Origin of the sequence: Pseudomonas sp. CAN1 (assembly GCF_030462585.1) — a bacterium.
GTDB lineage: Bacteria > Pseudomonadota > Gammaproteobacteria > Pseudomonadales > Pseudomonadaceae > Pseudomonas.
On record NZ_JASMRU010000005.1, the window covers coordinates 226,260 to 243,640 of the forward strand.

Below are 17,381 nucleotides of genomic sequence, written 5' to 3' on the forward strand. Positions count from 1 at the left end.
CCGATGACCCACAGCGTGAATCCCGACCTGCCACAAGCCCTGATGAAGGTCCTCGAGCACCTGCGCGAGACCCTTCAGGACGAACTGTGCGCCGAGGGCATTGACCTCACGCCACCCGACATCCGCCTGCTCGAACTGATCGGCGCCGATGCAGGGCAGAGCTTGCAGAGCCTCGGTCGGCGGATGTGCCGCGACAAGGCGCTGGTGACCCGCAAGATTCGCGAGATGGAGACTCTGGGCCTGGTCCGCCGCGAGCGCAATCCGATCGATCAACGCAGCTTCCAGCTGTTCCTCACCGACGCCGGCAAGCGCATCGACGAGCGTACCCAGGCCATACTCGCACGAACCCATGACAGTCTTTTCGCACCCCTGGACGACGGCGAGCAGCGTACTCTCACCCGCCTCCTGCGGCAGTGCCTACAGGGCCACGAAGACTGACCGCACAAACGAAAACGCCGGCATTCGCCGGCGTTTTCGCATTCCTGCGTCTTACTGACGCACCCCTTCGACCGACAGGGTCAGCTCGACTTCCTGGGAAGCCGGGCCGAGGTCGCGCTGGATGTTGAAGTCCTTCAGCTTGAGGGTGGTGGTGCCGAGGAAGCCGGCACGGTAGCCGCCCCACGGGTCATCGCCCTGGCCGACCAGTTCAGCCTTGAGGGTGACCGGCTTGGTCACGCCATTGAGGGTCAGGTTGCCGGTGATTTCGGCATTCTTGCCGTCGGCTTTCACAGCGGTGGACTCAAAGGTCGCGGTCGGGTTCTTCGAGACGTTGAGGAAGTCCGCGCTGCGCAGGTGCTTGTCACGCTCGGCGTGGTTGGAGTTCACGCTGTTGGTGTTGATGGTCACCTTGACCTTGTCGGCGGACGGATTCTTTTCGTCGAAGGTGAAGGCACCGTCGAAGTCGTCGAAGCGGCCGTACAGCCAGCTGTAGCCCAGGTGCTTGATGCGGAATTCGATGAAGGCGTGCTGGCCTTCCTTGTCGATCTTGTAGTCGGCGGCCATGGCCTGGCCAGCAGAGAACAGGGCGGTACCCAGCGTCAGAGCGGCGAACGTCTTCTTCAGCATTGAAGCAATCTCCCTTTGGGGTGAGGTGTTATTTCGCGGCACGACCGAGCATGCGGACCAGGGTCTCGTCACGGTCGAGGAAATGGTGTTTGAGCGCCGCCAGGGCGTGCAGCACGGCCAGCACCACCAGGGTCCAGGCCAGGTACAGGTGGATCACGCCGGCGATGTCGGCCTGGTCGGTGATGCCGCTCAGGGTGGCGGGCACGTTGAACCAGCCGAACACGCTGATGGGTTTGCCTTCAGCGGTGGAGATCAGGTAGCCGGCGATGATCACCGCGAACAGCAGGCCATACAGCGCCAGGTGGCCGAGTTTGGTAGCCAGGCGAGTGAGGTTGCCGTGGTTGGCCGGAGTCGGCGGCGCCGGGCTGATGAAGCGCCAAAGCACGCGCACGATCAGCGCGATGGCCAGGAGGATGCCGATGCTCTTGTGGATTTCCGGGGCGCGGTGGTACCAGGTGTCGTAGTAGTCCAGCTCGCGCATCCACAGACCCAGGCCGAACAGGCCGAAGATCACCAGCGCACTGCCCCAGTGCATGAACAGGCTGACCAGTCCGTAGCGAGCGGGGGAATTACGCCATTGCATCGATCGACATCCTTGAAAACGGGAATTAAAGACTAGCGATTAATCCATCGAATAAAAGCAGAAAAACCTGCTTTGAAACATCGACTGACAAGATAGGTTTCGACCTGAAACGCCCGTTCCAGAGCCAGAAACGACAATGCCGGCTTTCGCCGGCATTGTCGTTGATATCGCTCAGGTCAGAACGGCAGCCAGGACATGATGCCCTTCTTCTCGCCCTTCTCATCCGCCTTGTCGCTGGCGGCCGGCTTGCTCTCGGCGACCATGGCCTTGCCTTCGAGCACCGGCGTCTTGCCGGCGTACAGGTCGCGGACCTGGCTGGCGGCGCGCTTGCCGCTGCGCAGGGCGCCTTCGATGGTGCCCGGATAGAGCGCATCGGTGTGCTCGCCGGCGAAGGCCACGCGGGACACCGGGGTCTCCCAGACGCGCCAGAAGCGGCTGATCTGCCCCGGGCCGTAGGCCAGGTAGGAACCGCCGGTACCGACGTCGGTGCTGTAGCGACGCATTTCATAGCCGTCGTAGGCGCCGCGCATCTTCGGGTAGTACTTGTTCATGCGGATCAGCACCTGCTCCGAGAGCTGGCGGTCACCGAAGGCCTGCATCACGCGGGCGTTGTCGCCGGACAGGTTGATCAGCACGTTGACGCCGCCCTTGGTCGCGGGCTCGACCCAGATCATGCCCAGGCCCTGATCGCTGTAGATCTCGCCGGAGAGGCGCGACTTGTCGTCCCACACCGGACGCTTGAACTTCATCAGGATCTGGTCGCGCCAGCCGTAGTTGGTGCCCTTGAGCGCAGCCTGCTGCTTCTCGTTCAGGCTCGGGGTCAGGGTGATGCTGCCCAGCGCGCGCAGCGGCACGGCCAGCACCAGATAGTCGGCGGTGTAGCCGGTAGCGCCGACCTTGACGGTCACGCCGTCCTTGTCCTGGTTGATCGCAGTGACCTTGGCGTTGGTCTTGATGGTCTTGATCTGCTTGACGAAGGCCTGGGCCAGAACCTGGCTGCCACCGGGCAGGCGCGCGGCGCGCAGGTCACGGTCGTCGACGCCACGGTACACACGGCCCTGCTGGGCGAGGTAGAGCAGCGACAGGCGCGACGGCTCGTCGTAGTGCGAGCGGATGCGCTGGTTGACCAGCAGGCGCGCGGTCGGCGACAGGTTCAGCTTGTCCAGCCAGCGCGCGGCGGTGAGCTGGTCGAGGGCGAACAGGGTCTTGTTCGCCAGCGGGTTCAGCGGGTCGTCGATGGAAGCGGACAGCTCGTTCAGCGACTTCTCGAAGCGCTCCAGGTCAGCGGCGACCGCGGGCATCTTGGTCTTCAGGTCGGCGCTGGTGTAGTAGAGGCCGTCGATCAGGTAGCTCGGGGTGCGGACGAATTCCGGTGCCGGCACCGAATTCACCTTCAGGGTATCCAGGTAGCCGTTGAGGGTCGGCTGGACTTTCTTGTTGCCGATCCACTCGCTGGTGGCCAGGCCCGAACGGCCGCCCACCTGCGGCTTGGCTTCCAGCAGGGTGACCTGCCAGCCCGCCTGCTGCAGCTCGTAGGCCGCGGAGAGGCCGGCGAGTCCGCCACCGACCACGATGGCGGTCGGCTGTTTGTCCTTGCCCAGCGCCACTACGCTGAACACCCCCAGAGCAAGCAGCGCGGCAGCGCGCAGCCATCCCATTTTCATCGCCAGACTTCCCCGAATTGGTGCAAAGGCGCGAAGCATACGTGAGCGCCTGAAAGCCGAATAGCCGTGTTGGTCGGCAACCTACGACATGTGTCGTAGGACGTGTCCTTGTTCATCTCAGGTGCATTGCATAGGCTTGCGCAACCCGCGCCAGTCGCCCCCAGAACCCCCGCCAGATAGAAGGAGCAGCCCATGGGCCTGAATGCCGAGTGGATGCAGCGTGATCTCCAGGTGCTGTGGCACCCCTGCACCCAGATGAAAGACCACGAACGCCTGCCGGTAATCCCGATCCGTCGCGGCGAGGGCATCTGGCTGGAGGACTTCGAAGGCAAGCGCTACCTGGACGCCGTCAGCTCCTGGTGGGTCAACGTCTTCGGCCACGCCAATCCGCGCATCAACCAGCGCATCAAGGACCAGGTGGACCAGCTGGAGCACGTGATCCTCGCCGGCTTCAGCCACCAGCCGGTGATCGAGCTGTCCGAGCGCCTGCTGCGCCTGGCGCCGGCCGGTTTCTCGCGGGTTTTCTATGCCGACAGCGGCTCGGCCGGCATCGAAGTGGCGCTGAAGATGAGCTACCACTACTGGCACAACCTCGGCCAGCCGGAGAAGAAGCGCTTCATCACCCTGACCAACAGCTACCACGGCGAAACCGTGGCGGCGATGTCGGTGGGCGACGTGGCGCTGTTCACCGAGACCTACAAGTCGCTGCTGATGGACACCATCAAGGTGCCGACTCCCGACTGCTACCTGCGCCCCGAAGGCGTGAGCTGGGAAGAACACTCACGGACGATGTTCGCGGCCATGGAGCAGGCGCTGGAACAGCACCACAAGGAAGTCGCGGCGGTGATCGTCGAGCCGCTGGTGCAGGGCGCCGGCGGCATGCGCATGTACCACCCGGTCTACCTCAAGCTGCTGCGCGAAGCCTGCGACCGCTACGGCGTACACCTGATCCACGACGAGATCGCCGTGGGCTTCGGCCGCACCGGCACCATGTTCGCCTGCGAACAGGCCGGCATCACCCCGGATTTCCTGGTGCTGTCCAAGGCGCTGACCGGCGGCTACCTGGCGATGAGCGCGGTGCTCACCACCGACAAGGTCTACCAGGCCTTCTACGACGACTACGCCACCCTGCGCGCCTTCCTCCATTCGCACACCTACACCGGCAACCCACTGGCCTGCGCCGCCGCCCTGGCAACCCTGGACATCTTCGAGCAGGACAACGTCATCGAAGCCAACAAGGCCCTGGCGGCACGCATGGCCAGCGCCACCGCGCACCTGGCCGACCACCCGCACGTCTCGGAAATCCGCCAGACCGGCATGATCCTCGCCATCGAGATGGTCCAGGACAAGGCCACGAAAGCCGCCTACCCCTGGCAGGAACGCCGCGGCCTGAAGGTCTTCCAGCACGGCCTGGAGCGCGGCGCGCTGCTGCGCCCGCTGGGCAGCGTGGTGTACTTCCTGCCGCCGTACATCATCACCCCGGAGCAGATCGACTTCCTCGCCGAGGTCGCCAGCGAAGGCATCGACATCGCCACCCGCGACAGCGTCAGCGTGGCGGTCAGCGAGCGCTTCCCCGAGCATCGCGATCCGGGCTGACAGCGGCGGCAGGCTTCAGGCTGAAGGCGGCAGGCGATACACTAGTCCGCCTGTAGCCTTCAGCCTGCCGCCTGTAGCCAAAAAAATGCGCCTCTCCCGCTTCTTCATCGACGCCCCGCTCTCCCTCGGCCAGCACGAGCTGCCCGAAGCCCAGGCCCATTACATCGGCCGCGTGCTGCGGCACTCGGCCGGCGACGCCGTGCAGCTGTTCGACGGCTCGGGCCGCGAGTACCTGGGCGAACTGATCGAAGTGGGCAAGAAAAACGTCCGCGTGGAGCTGCGCGAAGCCTTCGACGGCCAAGCCGAATCGCCGCTGCGCGTGCACCTGGGCCAGGGCCTTTCCCGCGGCGAGCGCATGGACTGGGCGATCCAGAAGGCCACCGAACTGGGCGCCAGCGAGATCACCCCGATCGTCAGCGAACGCTGCGAAGTCCGCCTGAAGGACGAACGCGCCGACAAGCGCATGGCTCACTGGCGCCAGGTGGCGATCAGCGCCTGTGAACAATGCGGCCGCTCGGTGCTGCCGGTGCTAAACGCCCCGGTCACCCTCGCGGAATGGCTGGAAAGCTGCGAAGCGCAGCTCAAGCTGGTGCTGCACCCGGTGGCCGAGCCGCTGACCAGCCATGACAAACCATCCAGCCTGGCCTTCCTGATCGGCCCGGAGGGTGGCTTGAGCGATGCAGAAGTAGAGCAAGCCAAGGGCGCCGGGTTCCACGCCGCACGCCTCGGCCCGCGTGTGTTGCGCACCGAGACCGCTCCCGTTGTGGCGCTGAGTGTGGCGCAGCAGCTTTGGGGTGATTTCTAGAGGCTTCGGCGTGGGGCGGGTTCGCGAGCAAGCTCGCTCCTACGAAAAGCCAACCGAGCTAGCCGGCTACCTGTAGGAGCGAGCTTGCTCGCGAACAGCCCAGCGCCAGTCTATCCAGCCAACTCAGATACCCCGCAACGCCAACCCCGCCAGCACCAGCAACACCACCCCGCACAACGCATGGCTGACCCGATGCCAGCGCGGCGAAGCATTGCGCCGCAGCCAGTCCACCAGGGCGGCGCAGAGGAAGCAGCAGAGCACCGAGGCGGTCATGAAGCCGGCGAAGAACACCAGCGAATCTGCCAGCGACGGCACACCGTTCACCAGGCCGGCCATGGCGCCGCCCAGCGCGCCCCAGTAGACGATGTTCTTCGGGTTCGACAGCGACAGCATGGCGCCGGAAGCGAAGGCCCCGGCGTGGTGTTCGCCGCTGTCACCTTCGTCCACCGCGCTGACATCGCGTGCATCGCGCAGGCTCTGCACGCCGAGCCAGGCCAGGTAGGCCGCGCTGGCCAGGGTCAGCGGCAGGCGCAGGGTTTCGTGGCCCAGCAGCAGCGCCAGCCCGGTGAGGCCGATCAGCGCCCATACCGCATCCCCGATCAGCGAACCGAACTGCACCAGCAGCGCCGGGCGGAAGCCGCCTTTCAGGCCGCGGCGCAGGGTTTCGGCGAGGACCGCGCCGGGGGACAGGCAGAAGACTATGCCGAACAGCAGCGCGGCGAAGAACAGGGTCATGGATCAGCTCTCGAACAGATGGGCGATGGCGCAATTGTGCCTGGGCAGCGGCGGCCGGACTTGAACCGGATTGCTCAGCGCAGGGCGCGCTGGAAGCTGCCCGGCGACACGCCGTAGGCGGCGCGGAAGTGCCGGTTCAGGTGGCTCTGGTCGGCGAAACCGAGTTCATGCGCCACCTCGGTAGCCGGCAGGCCTGCGCGCAGCAGCGCCTGGGCGCGGCGGGTGCGCAGTTGCATGGCCCACTGCCGAGGGCTCAGGCCGACCTGCCTCTGGAAACTGCGCAGCAGGTGGAAGCGCGACAGGCCGAGATAGGCCGCCATCTCGTCGAGGCTGGGCTGGCGCGCGAGGTCAGCGGCCAGCCAGTCCTGCAGATCGGCAATCCGCCCACCGCCCTGCAAACCGTCCTGCGGCAGGCGCACGCCCAGGGCCCGAGCTATCTCGGCCAGCAGCAGCGTCAGGCGCTCCTCGCCGCGCTGGCGAACGAAGGAGTCTTCGCCCAACACGCGTTCGACCGCGTCGGCCATCGCGGCAGCCAGCAAGGGCAGGCGCTCAGTGGGGCGTTCGAATTCCAGGCGTTGCAGGCCGAGCATCGCGGCCAGTTGATCCGGGGCGAGGTAGAGGCTGACGAACTGCCAGGGTTGGCCTTCGGCAACGCCGCCACCCTGGATCTGACCGGGGTTGTAGGCGGTGAAGGCACCGGGGCCGGCGTCGAAGCGGTGGCCATCCAGCCAGACGCTTTCCTCACCGCGCAGGTTGGCGCTGATGACGAATTCGTCATGGCTGTGGCGCTCGAAGCGGTGGCCGCCGAGGGTGGCGCTGGCGACCTCGAAGCCAGGTTGGTCCCCCAGCTGGGCGAGGCGCAGGCCGGCACTCATGGCGGGCTCAGATCAGGCCGGAATCGGCCAGCTTCTGCTCCAGCGCGGCCAGGTCGGGGATGCGCGCCTGGGCGTCGCCCAGGTCCACCGCGTCCAGTTCCAGCGGCGCCAGCGGCACGTCGGCGCGCTTGAGGTCGCTGCCGACCTTCACCGAACGCGGGATGCCCTGCACCAGCAGGGCGAAGAACTTCACGTTGGGACGCCCGCCCAGGGCGTTGACCACGATCACCCGTGCGCCGGGGCTGACTTCCGCCTGGCCGTCGGAGGCCGCCTCGAAGGACAGCAGCGGCAGGCGCAGGTCGCGCCAGGCCACCTGGCCCAGGTACCAGGACGGCAGGCCGTCCACCGGGTGCGGCGCGCGGTAGGTGATCAGCTCGGCCACCGCCACGTTGGGCAGCAGCAGGTTGCGGTCGGCCAGCGGCACCAGCAGCGCGGTCAGGCTGCTGGGAGCGGCGTTGGCCGCGGCAGCATGGGCAACCGCGCTATTGGCAACGCCGGCATTGGCGACGGGGAGATCACTCATCGGGCCTTATCTCACTGGGTGACTGCGCCGACGCATTGTTCGGCAAGGTGATTGACCAGCGCCGCCGCGAGTTCGCGAGGGTCGCCGGTGAAGAGGCTGTAGCCGCCTTCGCGCAGGCTGTCGGGCATGCTCGAGCAGGCGCAGCTGTCGGCGCGCTGGGTCCAGATCGGCGCGCCCTGGCGGCGCACGTAGGCGGCGGCGGCGCTGCCGTCGCTGCACATGCCGCTGAACACGATCACGCCGCAACGATCGCCGTACTGCTGGGCGAGGTTGAGCATCATCTGGTCGATGGACGGGCTGTAGGGCTCGGGCCAGCTGCGATCTTCCACGCGCATGCGCGCTGAATCATCGAAGCCCAGCTCGCGGCTGATCGGCACCACCACCACTTCGCCGCAGCGCACCGGGTCGCCGTCGCGCACGCTGTTGACGTGCCACTGGCTGTGGCGGCCGACGGCTTGCGGCAGGTTGGCCTCGAAGGAAGGATCGATGTGCTGGGCATACAGGAAGCCCACCGGCAGGCCGCCGGGCAGCGCATCGAGGAAGGTCTTCACCGCGGCCGGGCCACCCAGCGAGGCGGCCAGCAGCCAGACCTGCGCGGCCGGTTCGCCAGCCTTCAGCGGGGAAGCGGCGAGGTCGTCAGGCAGCGCCACGCGGGTCGGCCGCTGCGCTTCGTCGAGCAGCGCAGCCAGGCTGCGGCCGACGCCAGCGCTGGGGTCGCCCACCAGCTTGCGCAGCTTGGACACCAGCCGGCGTTCCCAGCGCGGATAATGTTCGGAGTGCCGCTCCGGCGCGTGGCCCTCGCCGAACAGCACCGGCACCCGCGACTGTTCCAGCAGGTTGTCCACCAGCGGCGAGTCCTCCTGCTGGGCCAGGTCCACCAGCCACAGGTCGGTCTCGCAGGCGTCCAGTTGCTCGCTCTCAAGGCGCGCCGGGTCGGCGTTGAGCACCACTTGGTAGCCATGGCCGGCCAAAGCTTGCGCCAGCACGTGGCGCTGCAGCGAGGTGTCGGCGATCACCGCGATACGCGGCGTGCTCTGCTCAGACATGGGATTTCACCAGCTGCTGGATGCTCTCCAGCAGCTCGGATTCCTGGTACGGCTTGCCCAGGTACTGGTTGACGCCGATGGCCAGGGCGCGGTCGCGGTGCTTCTCGCCGGTACGGGAGGTAATCATGATGATCGGCAGGTCCTTCAGCTGTTCATCGTGGCGCACCAGGGTGGCCACCTCGAAACCGTCCATGCGCGGCATCTCGATGTCCAGCAGCATGATGTCGGGCTTGTGCTCCTGCAGCTGGGCGATGGCGTCCACCCCGTCCTTGGCGGTGAGCACGTTCATGCCGTTGCGCTCCAGCAGGCGGCTGGTGACCTTGCGCACGGTGACCGAGTCGTCCACCACCATGACCAGGGTCGGGCGCTGGTGCTCGATCTCCGCCACGCTCGGGCCGGCCAGCTGGCGGCGCGGCACGTGCTGGATGAGCTGGGCGTGGAGCACGCGAATAGTCGCCAGCAGGTCGAGAATCACCACCACGCGACCGTCACCGAGGATGGTCGCGCCGGAGATGCCGCTGACGCCGGCGAACTGCGTGCCGAGGCTCTTCACCACGATCTCGCGCGAGCCGGCCAGGGCGTCGACCTGCACCGCCACGGCGTGGTCCGCCGAGCGCACCAGGATCACCGGCAACGGCAGCGACTGGCCGACCAGCTTGGGATGCTGGCCGTTGTTGAGCAGGTCGCCCAGGTATTTCAGTTCGTAGCTCTGGCCGGCGTACTCGAAGCGCGGCGCGGCGCCGGTTTCGTCGGCGGCAGCCTGTTCGTAGAGCGCTTCCAGCTCGTACGGGGAGACCCGCACGATGCCTTCGATGGTGTTCAGCGGCAGGGCATACAGGTCTTCGCCGGAGAGCACCATCAGCGCGCGGTTCACCGACACGGTGAATGGCAGGCGGATGTCGAAGCGAGTGCCTTCGCCGACGGCAGAGTGAATGCTCATGGAACCGCCGAGCTGTTTCACCTCGGAGTTCACCACGTCCATGCCCACGCCACGGCCGGAAATCTGCGTGACCTTCTCGGCGGTACTGAAGCCGGCCTCGAGGATGAACTGCAGCACCTCGTGGTCGTTCAGCTCGCTGTCCGCGGTCATCAGGCCGCGCTCGATGGCCTTGCGCCGCACCGCTTCGAGACGGATACCGGCGCCATCGTCGGCCAGGGTCAGGAGGATGTCGCCGCCTTCGCGGCCGAGGGTCAGGCGGATGGTGCCCTGCTCCGGCTTGCCGGCGCTGCGGCGCGCGTCGCCGGACTCGATGCCGTGGTCGACGGCGTTGCGCAGCATGTGCTCCAGCGGCGCGACGATGCGTTCGAGCACGGTACGGTCCATCTCACCTTCGGCGTTGCTGACCACGAACTCGACCTGCTTGCCCAGCTCGCTCGCCACCTGGCGGACGATGCGGCGCAGGCGCGGCACCAGGCGGTCGAAGGGCACCATGCGGGTGCGCATCAGGCCTTCCTGCAGCTCGGTGTTGACCCGCGCCTGTTGCAGCAGCAGGGTCTCGGCGTCGCGGTTCTTGGCGGCGAGGGTTTCCTTCAGGTCGAACAGGTCGGAGGCGGACTCGAACAGCGCGCGGGAGAGCTGCTGCAGCTGCGAGTAGCGGTCCATTTCCAGCGGGTCGAAATCTTCATAGCCGGCGCGGTCGGCGTCGGCCTGGTGGCGCGAGAGAATTTGCGCCTGGGTCTCGGTATCGAGGCGGCGCAGCTGGTCGCGTACCCGCTCGATGGTGGCATCCATCTCGCCCAGGGTCGAACCGACGTCGCTCACCTGCTGCTCGACGCGGCCACGGAAGATCGAGGTCTCACCGGCCAGGTTGACCAGGCCTTCGAGCAGTTGCGCGGGCACCTTCACCAGTTCCTGCGGCGCGCGGCGCGCGGCGGCTTCCTGGGCGGCTTCCTGGGCGCGGCGCACGAACGGCAGCACCACCGGCGCGTCGATACGCTGCGGCACGGCGGCGGCCATGATGGCTTCCGGCAGTACCGGCAGGCTCACCGGGGCCGGCTGTTCGACCGGTGCCTCGACGTGGATGTCTTCGGGCTGGTTGTCGAAAACCTCGACTTCGCCCAGGTGCAGACGCAGCTGGTCGACCTCGGCCTGCAACCCTTCGAAGCCGGACTGCACGTCCAGCAGCAGGCTTTCCGGCCAGGGCGCGCCCTGTTGCTGGGCTTCGCCCAGGTGCTGTTCGAGGTCGTGGGCGAGGTCGCCGAGGCTGGACTGACCAGCCAGGCGCGCACCGCCCTTGAGGGTGTGGAGGATGCGCAGCAGCTCGTCCAGCGCGCCGTTCTCACGTTCGGCGTCCCAGCGGCCCAGGGCCTGTTCCATGCCTTCGAGCAGGTCGTCGGCCTCTTCCAGGAAGATATCCAGGATGTCGGCTTCCGGGCCTTCTGCCACGGACGGGCTGGAGCTGATCGCCTGCAGGCTGACGCTGCTGGGGATGCTCAGTTGTTCTTCGGGGTTGGCGCGAAATCGGCGGATCGCGTCGATCAGCGATTCACCTCCCGGCACCCGGCGATGCTGTTGGACGGCTTCGAGCATCTCGGCGAGACGGTCGTGGCAACGCTGGAGCAGCTCGAAGAGCGTCGGGCTGGCGCGCAGGCGCCCGCCGCAGAGGCCTTCGTAGAGGAATTCCAGTTCGTGGGCGAGGTCGCCGATGGGGCGGATCTCGGCCATCCGCGCGCCACCCTTGAGGGTGTGCAGGTCGCGTTGCAGCGCTTCCAGCTCGACGCTGTTGTCGGGGTTTTCCATCCAGCGATGGAGGGCGCCGGAGGAGCTTTCGAGGATGTCGAAGGCTTCTTCGAGGAAGATTTCCACCAGCTCCGGATCGCGGTCTTCGTCCAGCTCGTACTCGCTGTCCTGCACCACGGGTGCGGCAGGGGCAGCGGCTGGCTCGACGATTTCCGCTGCGGCCAGCTGCCCGTCGGCAACTTCGGCCTCGGCTTCTTCGAGGAAGGCTTGCAGCTCGGCGTCGTCTGCTTCCGGCTCGGCCGCTGCTTCGGTGACGCTGCTGTCCGGCTCGATGTTGTCCAGGTCACCGCTGTCCAGCTCGAGGCCTTCCAATTCGGTGGCTTCCAGCTCGCTGAGTTCAGCAGCAGCTTCGGATCCTTCGGCGGCCTCGGCTTGCGATTCCGCCTCGGCGGGCAGCTCCAGCTCGATGTCGTCTTCGCTGAGTTGCGGCAGTTCGAGGGCTTCGTCATCTTCAGCCACGGCGTCCAGCTGCGGCTGGGCAGCCAGGGCCTGGGGCGCGGCAAGGCCGGCAGCCGGGTTCTGGCGGAAGGTGCGAATGGTCTGCACCAAGTCGGCCGGGTCGGTCAGCGCCTGGCCGGCCTGCAACTGGTCGAGCTGGGTCGCCAGGCGGTCGTGGCAGGTACGCAGCAGGTCGCCCAGCGGCTGGCTGTGCTGGAAGCGATGGTCCAGCAGGCCTTCGTAAAGCGATTCGAGTTCGTGGGAGAGGTCGCCGATCTCGCGGATTTCCGCCATGCGCGCGCCACCCTTGAGGGTGTGCAGGTCGCGCTGCAGGGTCGAGAGCGCGGCAAGACCTTCGGGCGAGGCCAGCCACTGGTCCAGCGCCTGGCCGGCGTTGTCCAGGATGTCCACGGCCTCTTCGAGGAAGATCGCCACCATTTCCTCGTCCAGCGCCCGCGGCGGTTGCTGCGGCGCCGGGTGGGCGTGCGGGGTCTCGGCGGTGATGACGTCTTCGTCGTCATCGTCGGCGGCGTGTCGCGGCGCGCCGTCGTGGTCGTTGCGCGGCGACCAGTTCAGGCCGTCGGGCAGGTTGTCGTCGTCCACCGGGCGACCGTCGATGAGGAACTCGTCGTCCTCGGCGGGGAAGTCCTCGGCGGTGAGGTTTTCCAGGTCGACGAACTCGACGTCCAGCGCCTCCTGCGGCTGTGCCGGGGCGTGCTCCGGGGCCGGGGCGTCGAGCAGGCGATGCAGCGCTTCGACCTGTTCCGGCTGTGCGCTCACCTGCAGGGCGGCGGCCACCTGGTCCATCATGCCGATCAGCGCTTCGTGGGCGGTCTCGGCGGTGGAGAAGAAGACCTCGCCAGTCTCCAGGCGGCCCTCACGCACGGCGCCGTAGACGGCCAGCAGCGCGTCGGCGAGCTCCGCCATCTGCGGCAGCTCGGCCATCTGTGCGCCGCGGCTGAGGGTTTCCAGTTCGTCATACAGGGCGCCCAGTTCCTGGCGCTCCTGCGGGTGCTCGCGCCAGCGGCGCAGCAGGTCCTCGGCGTCGAGCAGGATGTCCATGCCCTCGGCGAGGAACATGCCGATCAGGTGCGGGTCGTTGCCGCTGCCCTCGCCGCTTTCGCCGCGACGCTTGGCCTCGGCGGCTTCCAGGCGCTCCTGGTGAATCTGCGCGATGCGCGCCAGCAGCTCCGGGCTGCCTTCGATGGGCGCCAGCGGGCGGCCTTCGACGAGCTGGTCGAGGCCGACGCGGAACAGGCCTTCGGCGGCGTGCAGCAGCTCGGCCTCGCGCAGGTCGACCTGCAGCAGGTTGGTCTTGAATTCCTTCACCAGCCGCTCCAGCGGCGTGGCGATTTCGGCGATCGGCAGGATGCCGGCCATGTGCGCGCTGCCCTTGAGCGTGTGCAGGGCGCGCTGCAGGTCGTCGGTCACCGGCTGCGGCAGCTGCTGCGCGCAATCGGCGAGGAAGCCGACCAGGGTTTCCAGGTGGGTTTCCGCCTCGTTGCGGAAGATTTCCAGCAGCTGCGGATCGAGGCTCTCGTCGAGGCCTTCGTTGGCCGCTTGCGCGGCGATGTCCTCGACATCCGCCAGCTCGGGGCTGATGTCTTCCACCGACGGCGCCGATTCAGGCAGCCCGCCACCGGGCGGCGGCACCGGCTGCCCCTTGGCCAGGGCATGGGCGGTTGCGGCCAGGCGGTCGACGTCGTCACGCTGGCGCTGGGCGCTGGCGGCGTATTCCTCGACCAGTTCGGGCATCAGCGCGACCACATCCTGCACCACCTGCAGCACGGCAGGCGAGGCGGCGATGCTGCGGTCGAGCACGCGGTTGAGCAGGTTTTCGATGGACCAGGCCAGCTCGCCGATCACCAGCGCGCGGACCATGCGGCCACTGCCCTTGAGGGTGTGGAAGGCGCGGCGGATTTCGGTGAGCGACTCGCGGTCGTCGGTGCTGGCCAGCCAGGTCGGCAGGTGCTCGCCGATGGTTTCCAGCACTTCACCGGCTTCCTCGATGAAGACTTCGCGCAGCTCTTCGTCGATCGGTTTTTCGTCGGCAGGCGGCGGCAGCAGGCTCGGCGGGACGTCCTGGGCCGGCGGATTGATCGCCTGCACCGGGGCGGCCATGACTTCGGCCAGGGACAGCGGCTTGGCCGCTGCCTCGGTGACCGGCTCGGGCTCGGCCGGCGGGCTGGGCAGCTCGACTTCCGGCAGCTCCAGGTCGGCGATGTTCGCTTCGCTCCAGGCCTCGGCCTGGACGGCGGGCAGCTCGGCGTTGGCCAGCGGCTCCAGCTCCAGCGGTTCCAGCGGCGCGTCGAGGCTCAGGTCGACGCCAGCCTCCAGTGCGCCCGGCTCGTTCAACTCGCCCAGGGTCCAGTTGTCGTCGCTGACCAGCTCGCTTTCGGCGGCGCCCAGTTCGGCGGAGACGGGCTGGGCGTCGAAGCTCAGCTCATCCATCGAGTCCAGGTTTGCCAGCGGCGCAGGCTCGGCGCTCTCCAGGCTGGCGAAGCTTTCGTCCAACTCCAGGGAAGGCGCCGGCGCTTCGTTGGCCGGCTTGCTCAGGTCGACGCTGAACCAGTCTTCCTCGGCGCCTGGCTCGGCGGCCGGGGCGACCGGCTGCATGTCCCAGGTCAGCTCGTCCACCGCGGCAGGGGCGGCGTCCAGCGGCGACAGGCTGCTGAAGTCGTCGCTCAGGTCGAGCGCGGTGGCCGGTGCTTCGCTCTGGGGCGCGGAAAGGTCCAGCGGTTCCCAGGATTCGGCGGCGGGCAATGTGGTCTCGACCTGCGCGGTCTCGACCAGCGGCGCATCCGCCAGCGGAGCGGCGTCGTCCAGGCTCCAGCTCAGCTCGTCGCTGAGCGGCTGCGCGGGAGTTTCTTCCAGCGTTTCCAGGCTGAACTCGATGCTGTCGACCTTGTGGCTGTCGTCCAGCGACCAGCCTTCGTCGGCCAGGGTGGTGTCGGTGATCGGTGCGGCGGGCTCCAGCTCGATGTCCCAGCTGAGGCTTTCCGGCTCCAGGGTCGCGGCCGGTAGCTCGGGTGCCGCAGCCAGCGGCTCGATATCGTCGAGGGTCCAGGCGCCCAGGTCGGCGCTCGGCTCGGTGGCCGGCAGGCCGCTGTCCAGTTCCAGGGGTTCGAAGCTGAAGCTCTGCTTGGCTTCGGCGGTGGGCTGCACTTCTGCTTCTGATTCGGCTTCGGTGTTGGCGCCGAGGTCGCTCGGCAGCTCGAACGCGTCCTGCGGCGCGGTCGGCTCGACCAGCGGTTCCAGGGTTTCGAAGGTGAAGCTGTCTTGGCTCTCGGCGGCCTTGGGCGTATCGAGGTCGGCGAGGTCGAGGACGAATTCGTCGGATTGCGGCGCAACCGGTTCAGCTTCCAGCGCTTGGCTTTCAGCCGCTTCGAACTGGGCCAGCTCGGCCTGGGGTTCGTCGACGGCAGCAGGCTCCAGGCTGTCGCCGATCTCCACCGGTGCAGCCAATTCCGGGACTTCTTCCACCGGCACAGCTTCGGTCGGCTCGGCCAGCGGCTCGGCGGCCAGCACGTCGATCTCGTCCAGCGGGTTGTCCAGCGGCGCGGGCACATGGGTGGCCGGCTCGGCGTCGAGGATCGACGGACGCGGTTTGAGCGAGTAGCCGAGGCTGTCCAGGCTCTCCTCGGCGACGTCGAGGATCACGTCGCCCTGGGTGCTGTGGTCCTCGGACAGACGTTCGAGGTAGTACTCGACGCTGGTGATGGCGTCGGCCAGGGTGTCCAGGCTGTGCCAGTCCGGCACGGCCTGGCGCACCAGCAGTTGTTCCTGGATGTAGCGATTGCAGTTTTCCAGCAGTTTCGCCGCACGTTCCTGGGAGATCATCGCCAGGCCGCCGCGAACCTGGGTCAGCAGTTCCGGCACGCGGGCCAGGTGCTCATGGTTCCACTGCGAGGCGATGAACTCGATGATCGCGTCCTTGGCCAGTTCCAGGCCATTGCGCGCTTCCTTGATCACCACCTGGTGGATCTGCTCGACGTCGGTGGTCGGCAGGACGTTCTCTTCGCTGCCCGGCTCTTCGCTCGGGCCGACCATGCCGGCCAGGGTGGCTTCGACGTACAGCAGTGCCCCGGCGACATCCATCAGGGTCGCGTCGTTGGGCTGGCGCTGGCCGTGGGCGAGCGCGCTGACCACGTCGATCTGGTCGAGGATGACCTTGCGCGGCTGGCCGAAGCCCAGCACGGCGAGGGTATCGGCGATCTGCTTGAGCGGCGCCAGCAGCCCGCCCAGTTCGCTGACGCCGCTGCGGTCGCTGCGCACGAACAGGTCGAGGCTGTCCTTGACCCGCACCAGCTCCTCGCACAGCGCGCCGACGACCGAGCGCATGGCGTCACGGTCGGGGCCGGCGAGACGGGCGCGTTCCTCGTCCACCAGGGCGGCGCCCGGCAGGGCATCGTCCAGGCGGTACTCGTCCTTCACCGCACGCACGCGCGGCGACTGGTCGGAGGCCTTGGCGACGTAGAACAGCAGGTTCTTGATCAGTTCGTCCGGCGCCGGCTGGTTCATGGCGTCGGCGCCTTCGTCGACCAGGCGCTTGAATTCGCGGTCGACCTGGCGCAGCAGGTTACGCACCGAGGTGCCGTTGGCGATGCTGCCGTTGGCCAGGCCTTCGACCATGGCCGAGGCGATCACCCACAGGCGGCCCAGCGGAGCGTCCTTGCACAGGGATTCCAGGCGGGCGAAAACGCGCGCCAGGTAGCCCAGGTTGGTCGGCAGGTCCTGGTTGCGGATGACGCCGACCAGGGCGACCTGCAGCATCTGCCGCAGCTTGCGCAGCAGCGCCGGCAGTTCGGCGGTGCGCAGGCGCGCCAGGGCGTCCACCGGCAGCACCGGGGAGGTCTGGGAGAGGTCGGGGGAGAACAGGCTGGTTTCCGACAGCAGCTTCTCGCCGCGGGCGGTACGCAGGTCGTTGAGCAGCGGCAGCACGACCATCGGCAGGTCGCGGCGGGCGCTCTGGATGCGTTCCAGGTAGGCCGGCAGCTGCAGGATGGCCTGCATCAGCACTTCCAGCGCTTCGCTGTGGCTGGAGACCTTGCCGTCGATCAGCGCCTGGGCGAGGTATTCCATCTCCTCGGCGAGCAGGGCCGCGCCATAGAACTCCACCATCTGCAGCGTGCCGCGCACCTGGTGGATATAGGCCAGGCAAAAGCCCATCCGCGTCGGGTCCTGGGGATTCTCGACGTAGGATTCGAGGGCCTGCCGCGCCTGCTTGAGCGTTTCGGCAATCTCGCCTTTTACCCATTCCAGGGCGACATAATCGTGCCGATCACCCATAGCCACTCCACTCATGTGTCTG

11 protein-coding genes are annotated in these 17,381 nt (G+C 67.5%); 3 read left to right on the plus strand and 8 right to left on the minus strand.

What is annotated here, in order from left to right; genetic code table 11:
* Positions 1 to 3 precede the first annotated feature (3 nt).
* Complete coding sequence (locus QO207_RS09880; protein WP_301532359.1) at positions 4 to 438, plus strand: MarR family winged helix-turn-helix transcriptional regulator; 435 nt, start codon at positions 4 to 6, stop codon at positions 436 to 438.
* A gap of 51 nt (positions 439 to 489) precedes the next feature.
* Here QO207_RS09880 and QO207_RS09885 read toward each other — a convergent pair whose 3' ends face one another.
* The 3 genes from QO207_RS09885 to QO207_RS09895 form a co-directional block, all read right to left on the minus strand.
* The gene (locus QO207_RS09885; RefSeq protein WP_301532264.1) at positions 490 to 1,065 is read right to left on the minus strand and encodes a YceI family protein; all 576 of its coding nucleotides are present in this window, start codon (positions 1,063 to 1,065) and stop codon (positions 490 to 492) included.
* Positions 1,066 to 1,093: 28 nt separating this feature from the next.
* A complete protein-coding gene (locus QO207_RS09890) occupies positions 1,094 to 1,648 on the minus strand; it encodes a cytochrome b (RefSeq protein ID WP_301532265.1) in 555 nt (184 codons plus the stop codon).
* A gap of 176 nt (positions 1,649 to 1,824) precedes the next feature.
* Positions 1,825 to 3,312 (minus strand): flavin monoamine oxidase family protein, encoded by a 1,488-nt coding sequence (locus QO207_RS09895; protein ID WP_301532266.1) that lies wholly within the window; start codon positions 3,310 to 3,312, stop codon positions 1,825 to 1,827.
* A 192-nt stretch (positions 3,313 to 3,504) separates the two neighbouring features.
* On the opposite strand from QO207_RS09895, the gene QO207_RS09900 reads away from it, so the two are divergent.
* Together QO207_RS09900 and QO207_RS09905 are read left to right on the plus strand one after the other, a co-directional pair.
* Positions 3,505 to 4,908 (plus strand): adenosylmethionine--8-amino-7-oxononanoate transaminase, encoded by a 1,404-nt coding sequence (locus tag QO207_RS09900; RefSeq protein ID WP_301532267.1) that lies wholly within the window; start codon positions 3,505 to 3,507, stop codon positions 4,906 to 4,908.
* Between the two features lie 85 nt (positions 4,909 to 4,993).
* Positions 4,994 to 5,713, plus strand: a complete 720-nt coding sequence (locus tag QO207_RS09905; RefSeq protein ID WP_301532268.1) for a 16S rRNA (uracil(1498)-N(3))-methyltransferase — start codon at positions 4,994 to 4,996, stop codon at positions 5,711 to 5,713.
* A gap of 123 nt (positions 5,714 to 5,836) precedes the next feature.
* Here QO207_RS09905 and QO207_RS09910 read toward each other — a convergent pair whose 3' ends face one another.
* The 5 genes from QO207_RS09910 to QO207_RS09930 all read right to left on the minus strand — a co-directional run bounded on the left by QO207_RS09910 (position 5,837) and on the right by QO207_RS09930 (position 17,359).
* A complete protein-coding gene (locus QO207_RS09910; RefSeq protein ID WP_301532269.1) occupies positions 5,837 to 6,448 on the minus strand; it encodes a LysE family transporter in 612 nt (203 codons plus the stop codon).
* Between the two features lie 74 nt (positions 6,449 to 6,522).
* Positions 6,523 to 7,323: an AraC family transcriptional regulator gene (locus tag QO207_RS09915; RefSeq protein ID WP_301532270.1), complete on the minus strand. Its 801-nt coding sequence runs from the start codon at positions 7,321 to 7,323 to the stop codon at positions 6,523 to 6,525.
* Positions 7,324 to 7,330: 7 nt separating this feature from the next.
* Positions 7,331 to 7,846 (minus strand): chemotaxis protein CheW, encoded by a 516-nt coding sequence (locus QO207_RS09920; RefSeq protein ID WP_301532271.1) that lies wholly within the window; start codon positions 7,844 to 7,846, stop codon positions 7,331 to 7,333.
* An 11-nt stretch (positions 7,847 to 7,857) separates the two neighbouring features.
* Positions 7,858 to 8,892 carry a chemotaxis protein CheB gene (locus QO207_RS09925; RefSeq protein WP_301532272.1) on the minus strand — a complete coding sequence of 345 codons (1,035 nt, stop codon included), beginning with the start codon at positions 8,890 to 8,892 and terminating at the stop codon, positions 7,858 to 7,860.
* Positions 8,885 to 17,359: an Hpt domain-containing protein gene (locus tag QO207_RS09930; RefSeq protein ID WP_301532273.1), complete on the minus strand. Its 8,475-nt coding sequence runs from the start codon at positions 17,357 to 17,359 to the stop codon at positions 8,885 to 8,887. The genes QO207_RS09925 and QO207_RS09930 overlap by 8 nt, the downstream gene beginning before the upstream one ends.
* Positions 17,360 to 17,381 lie beyond the last annotated feature (22 nt).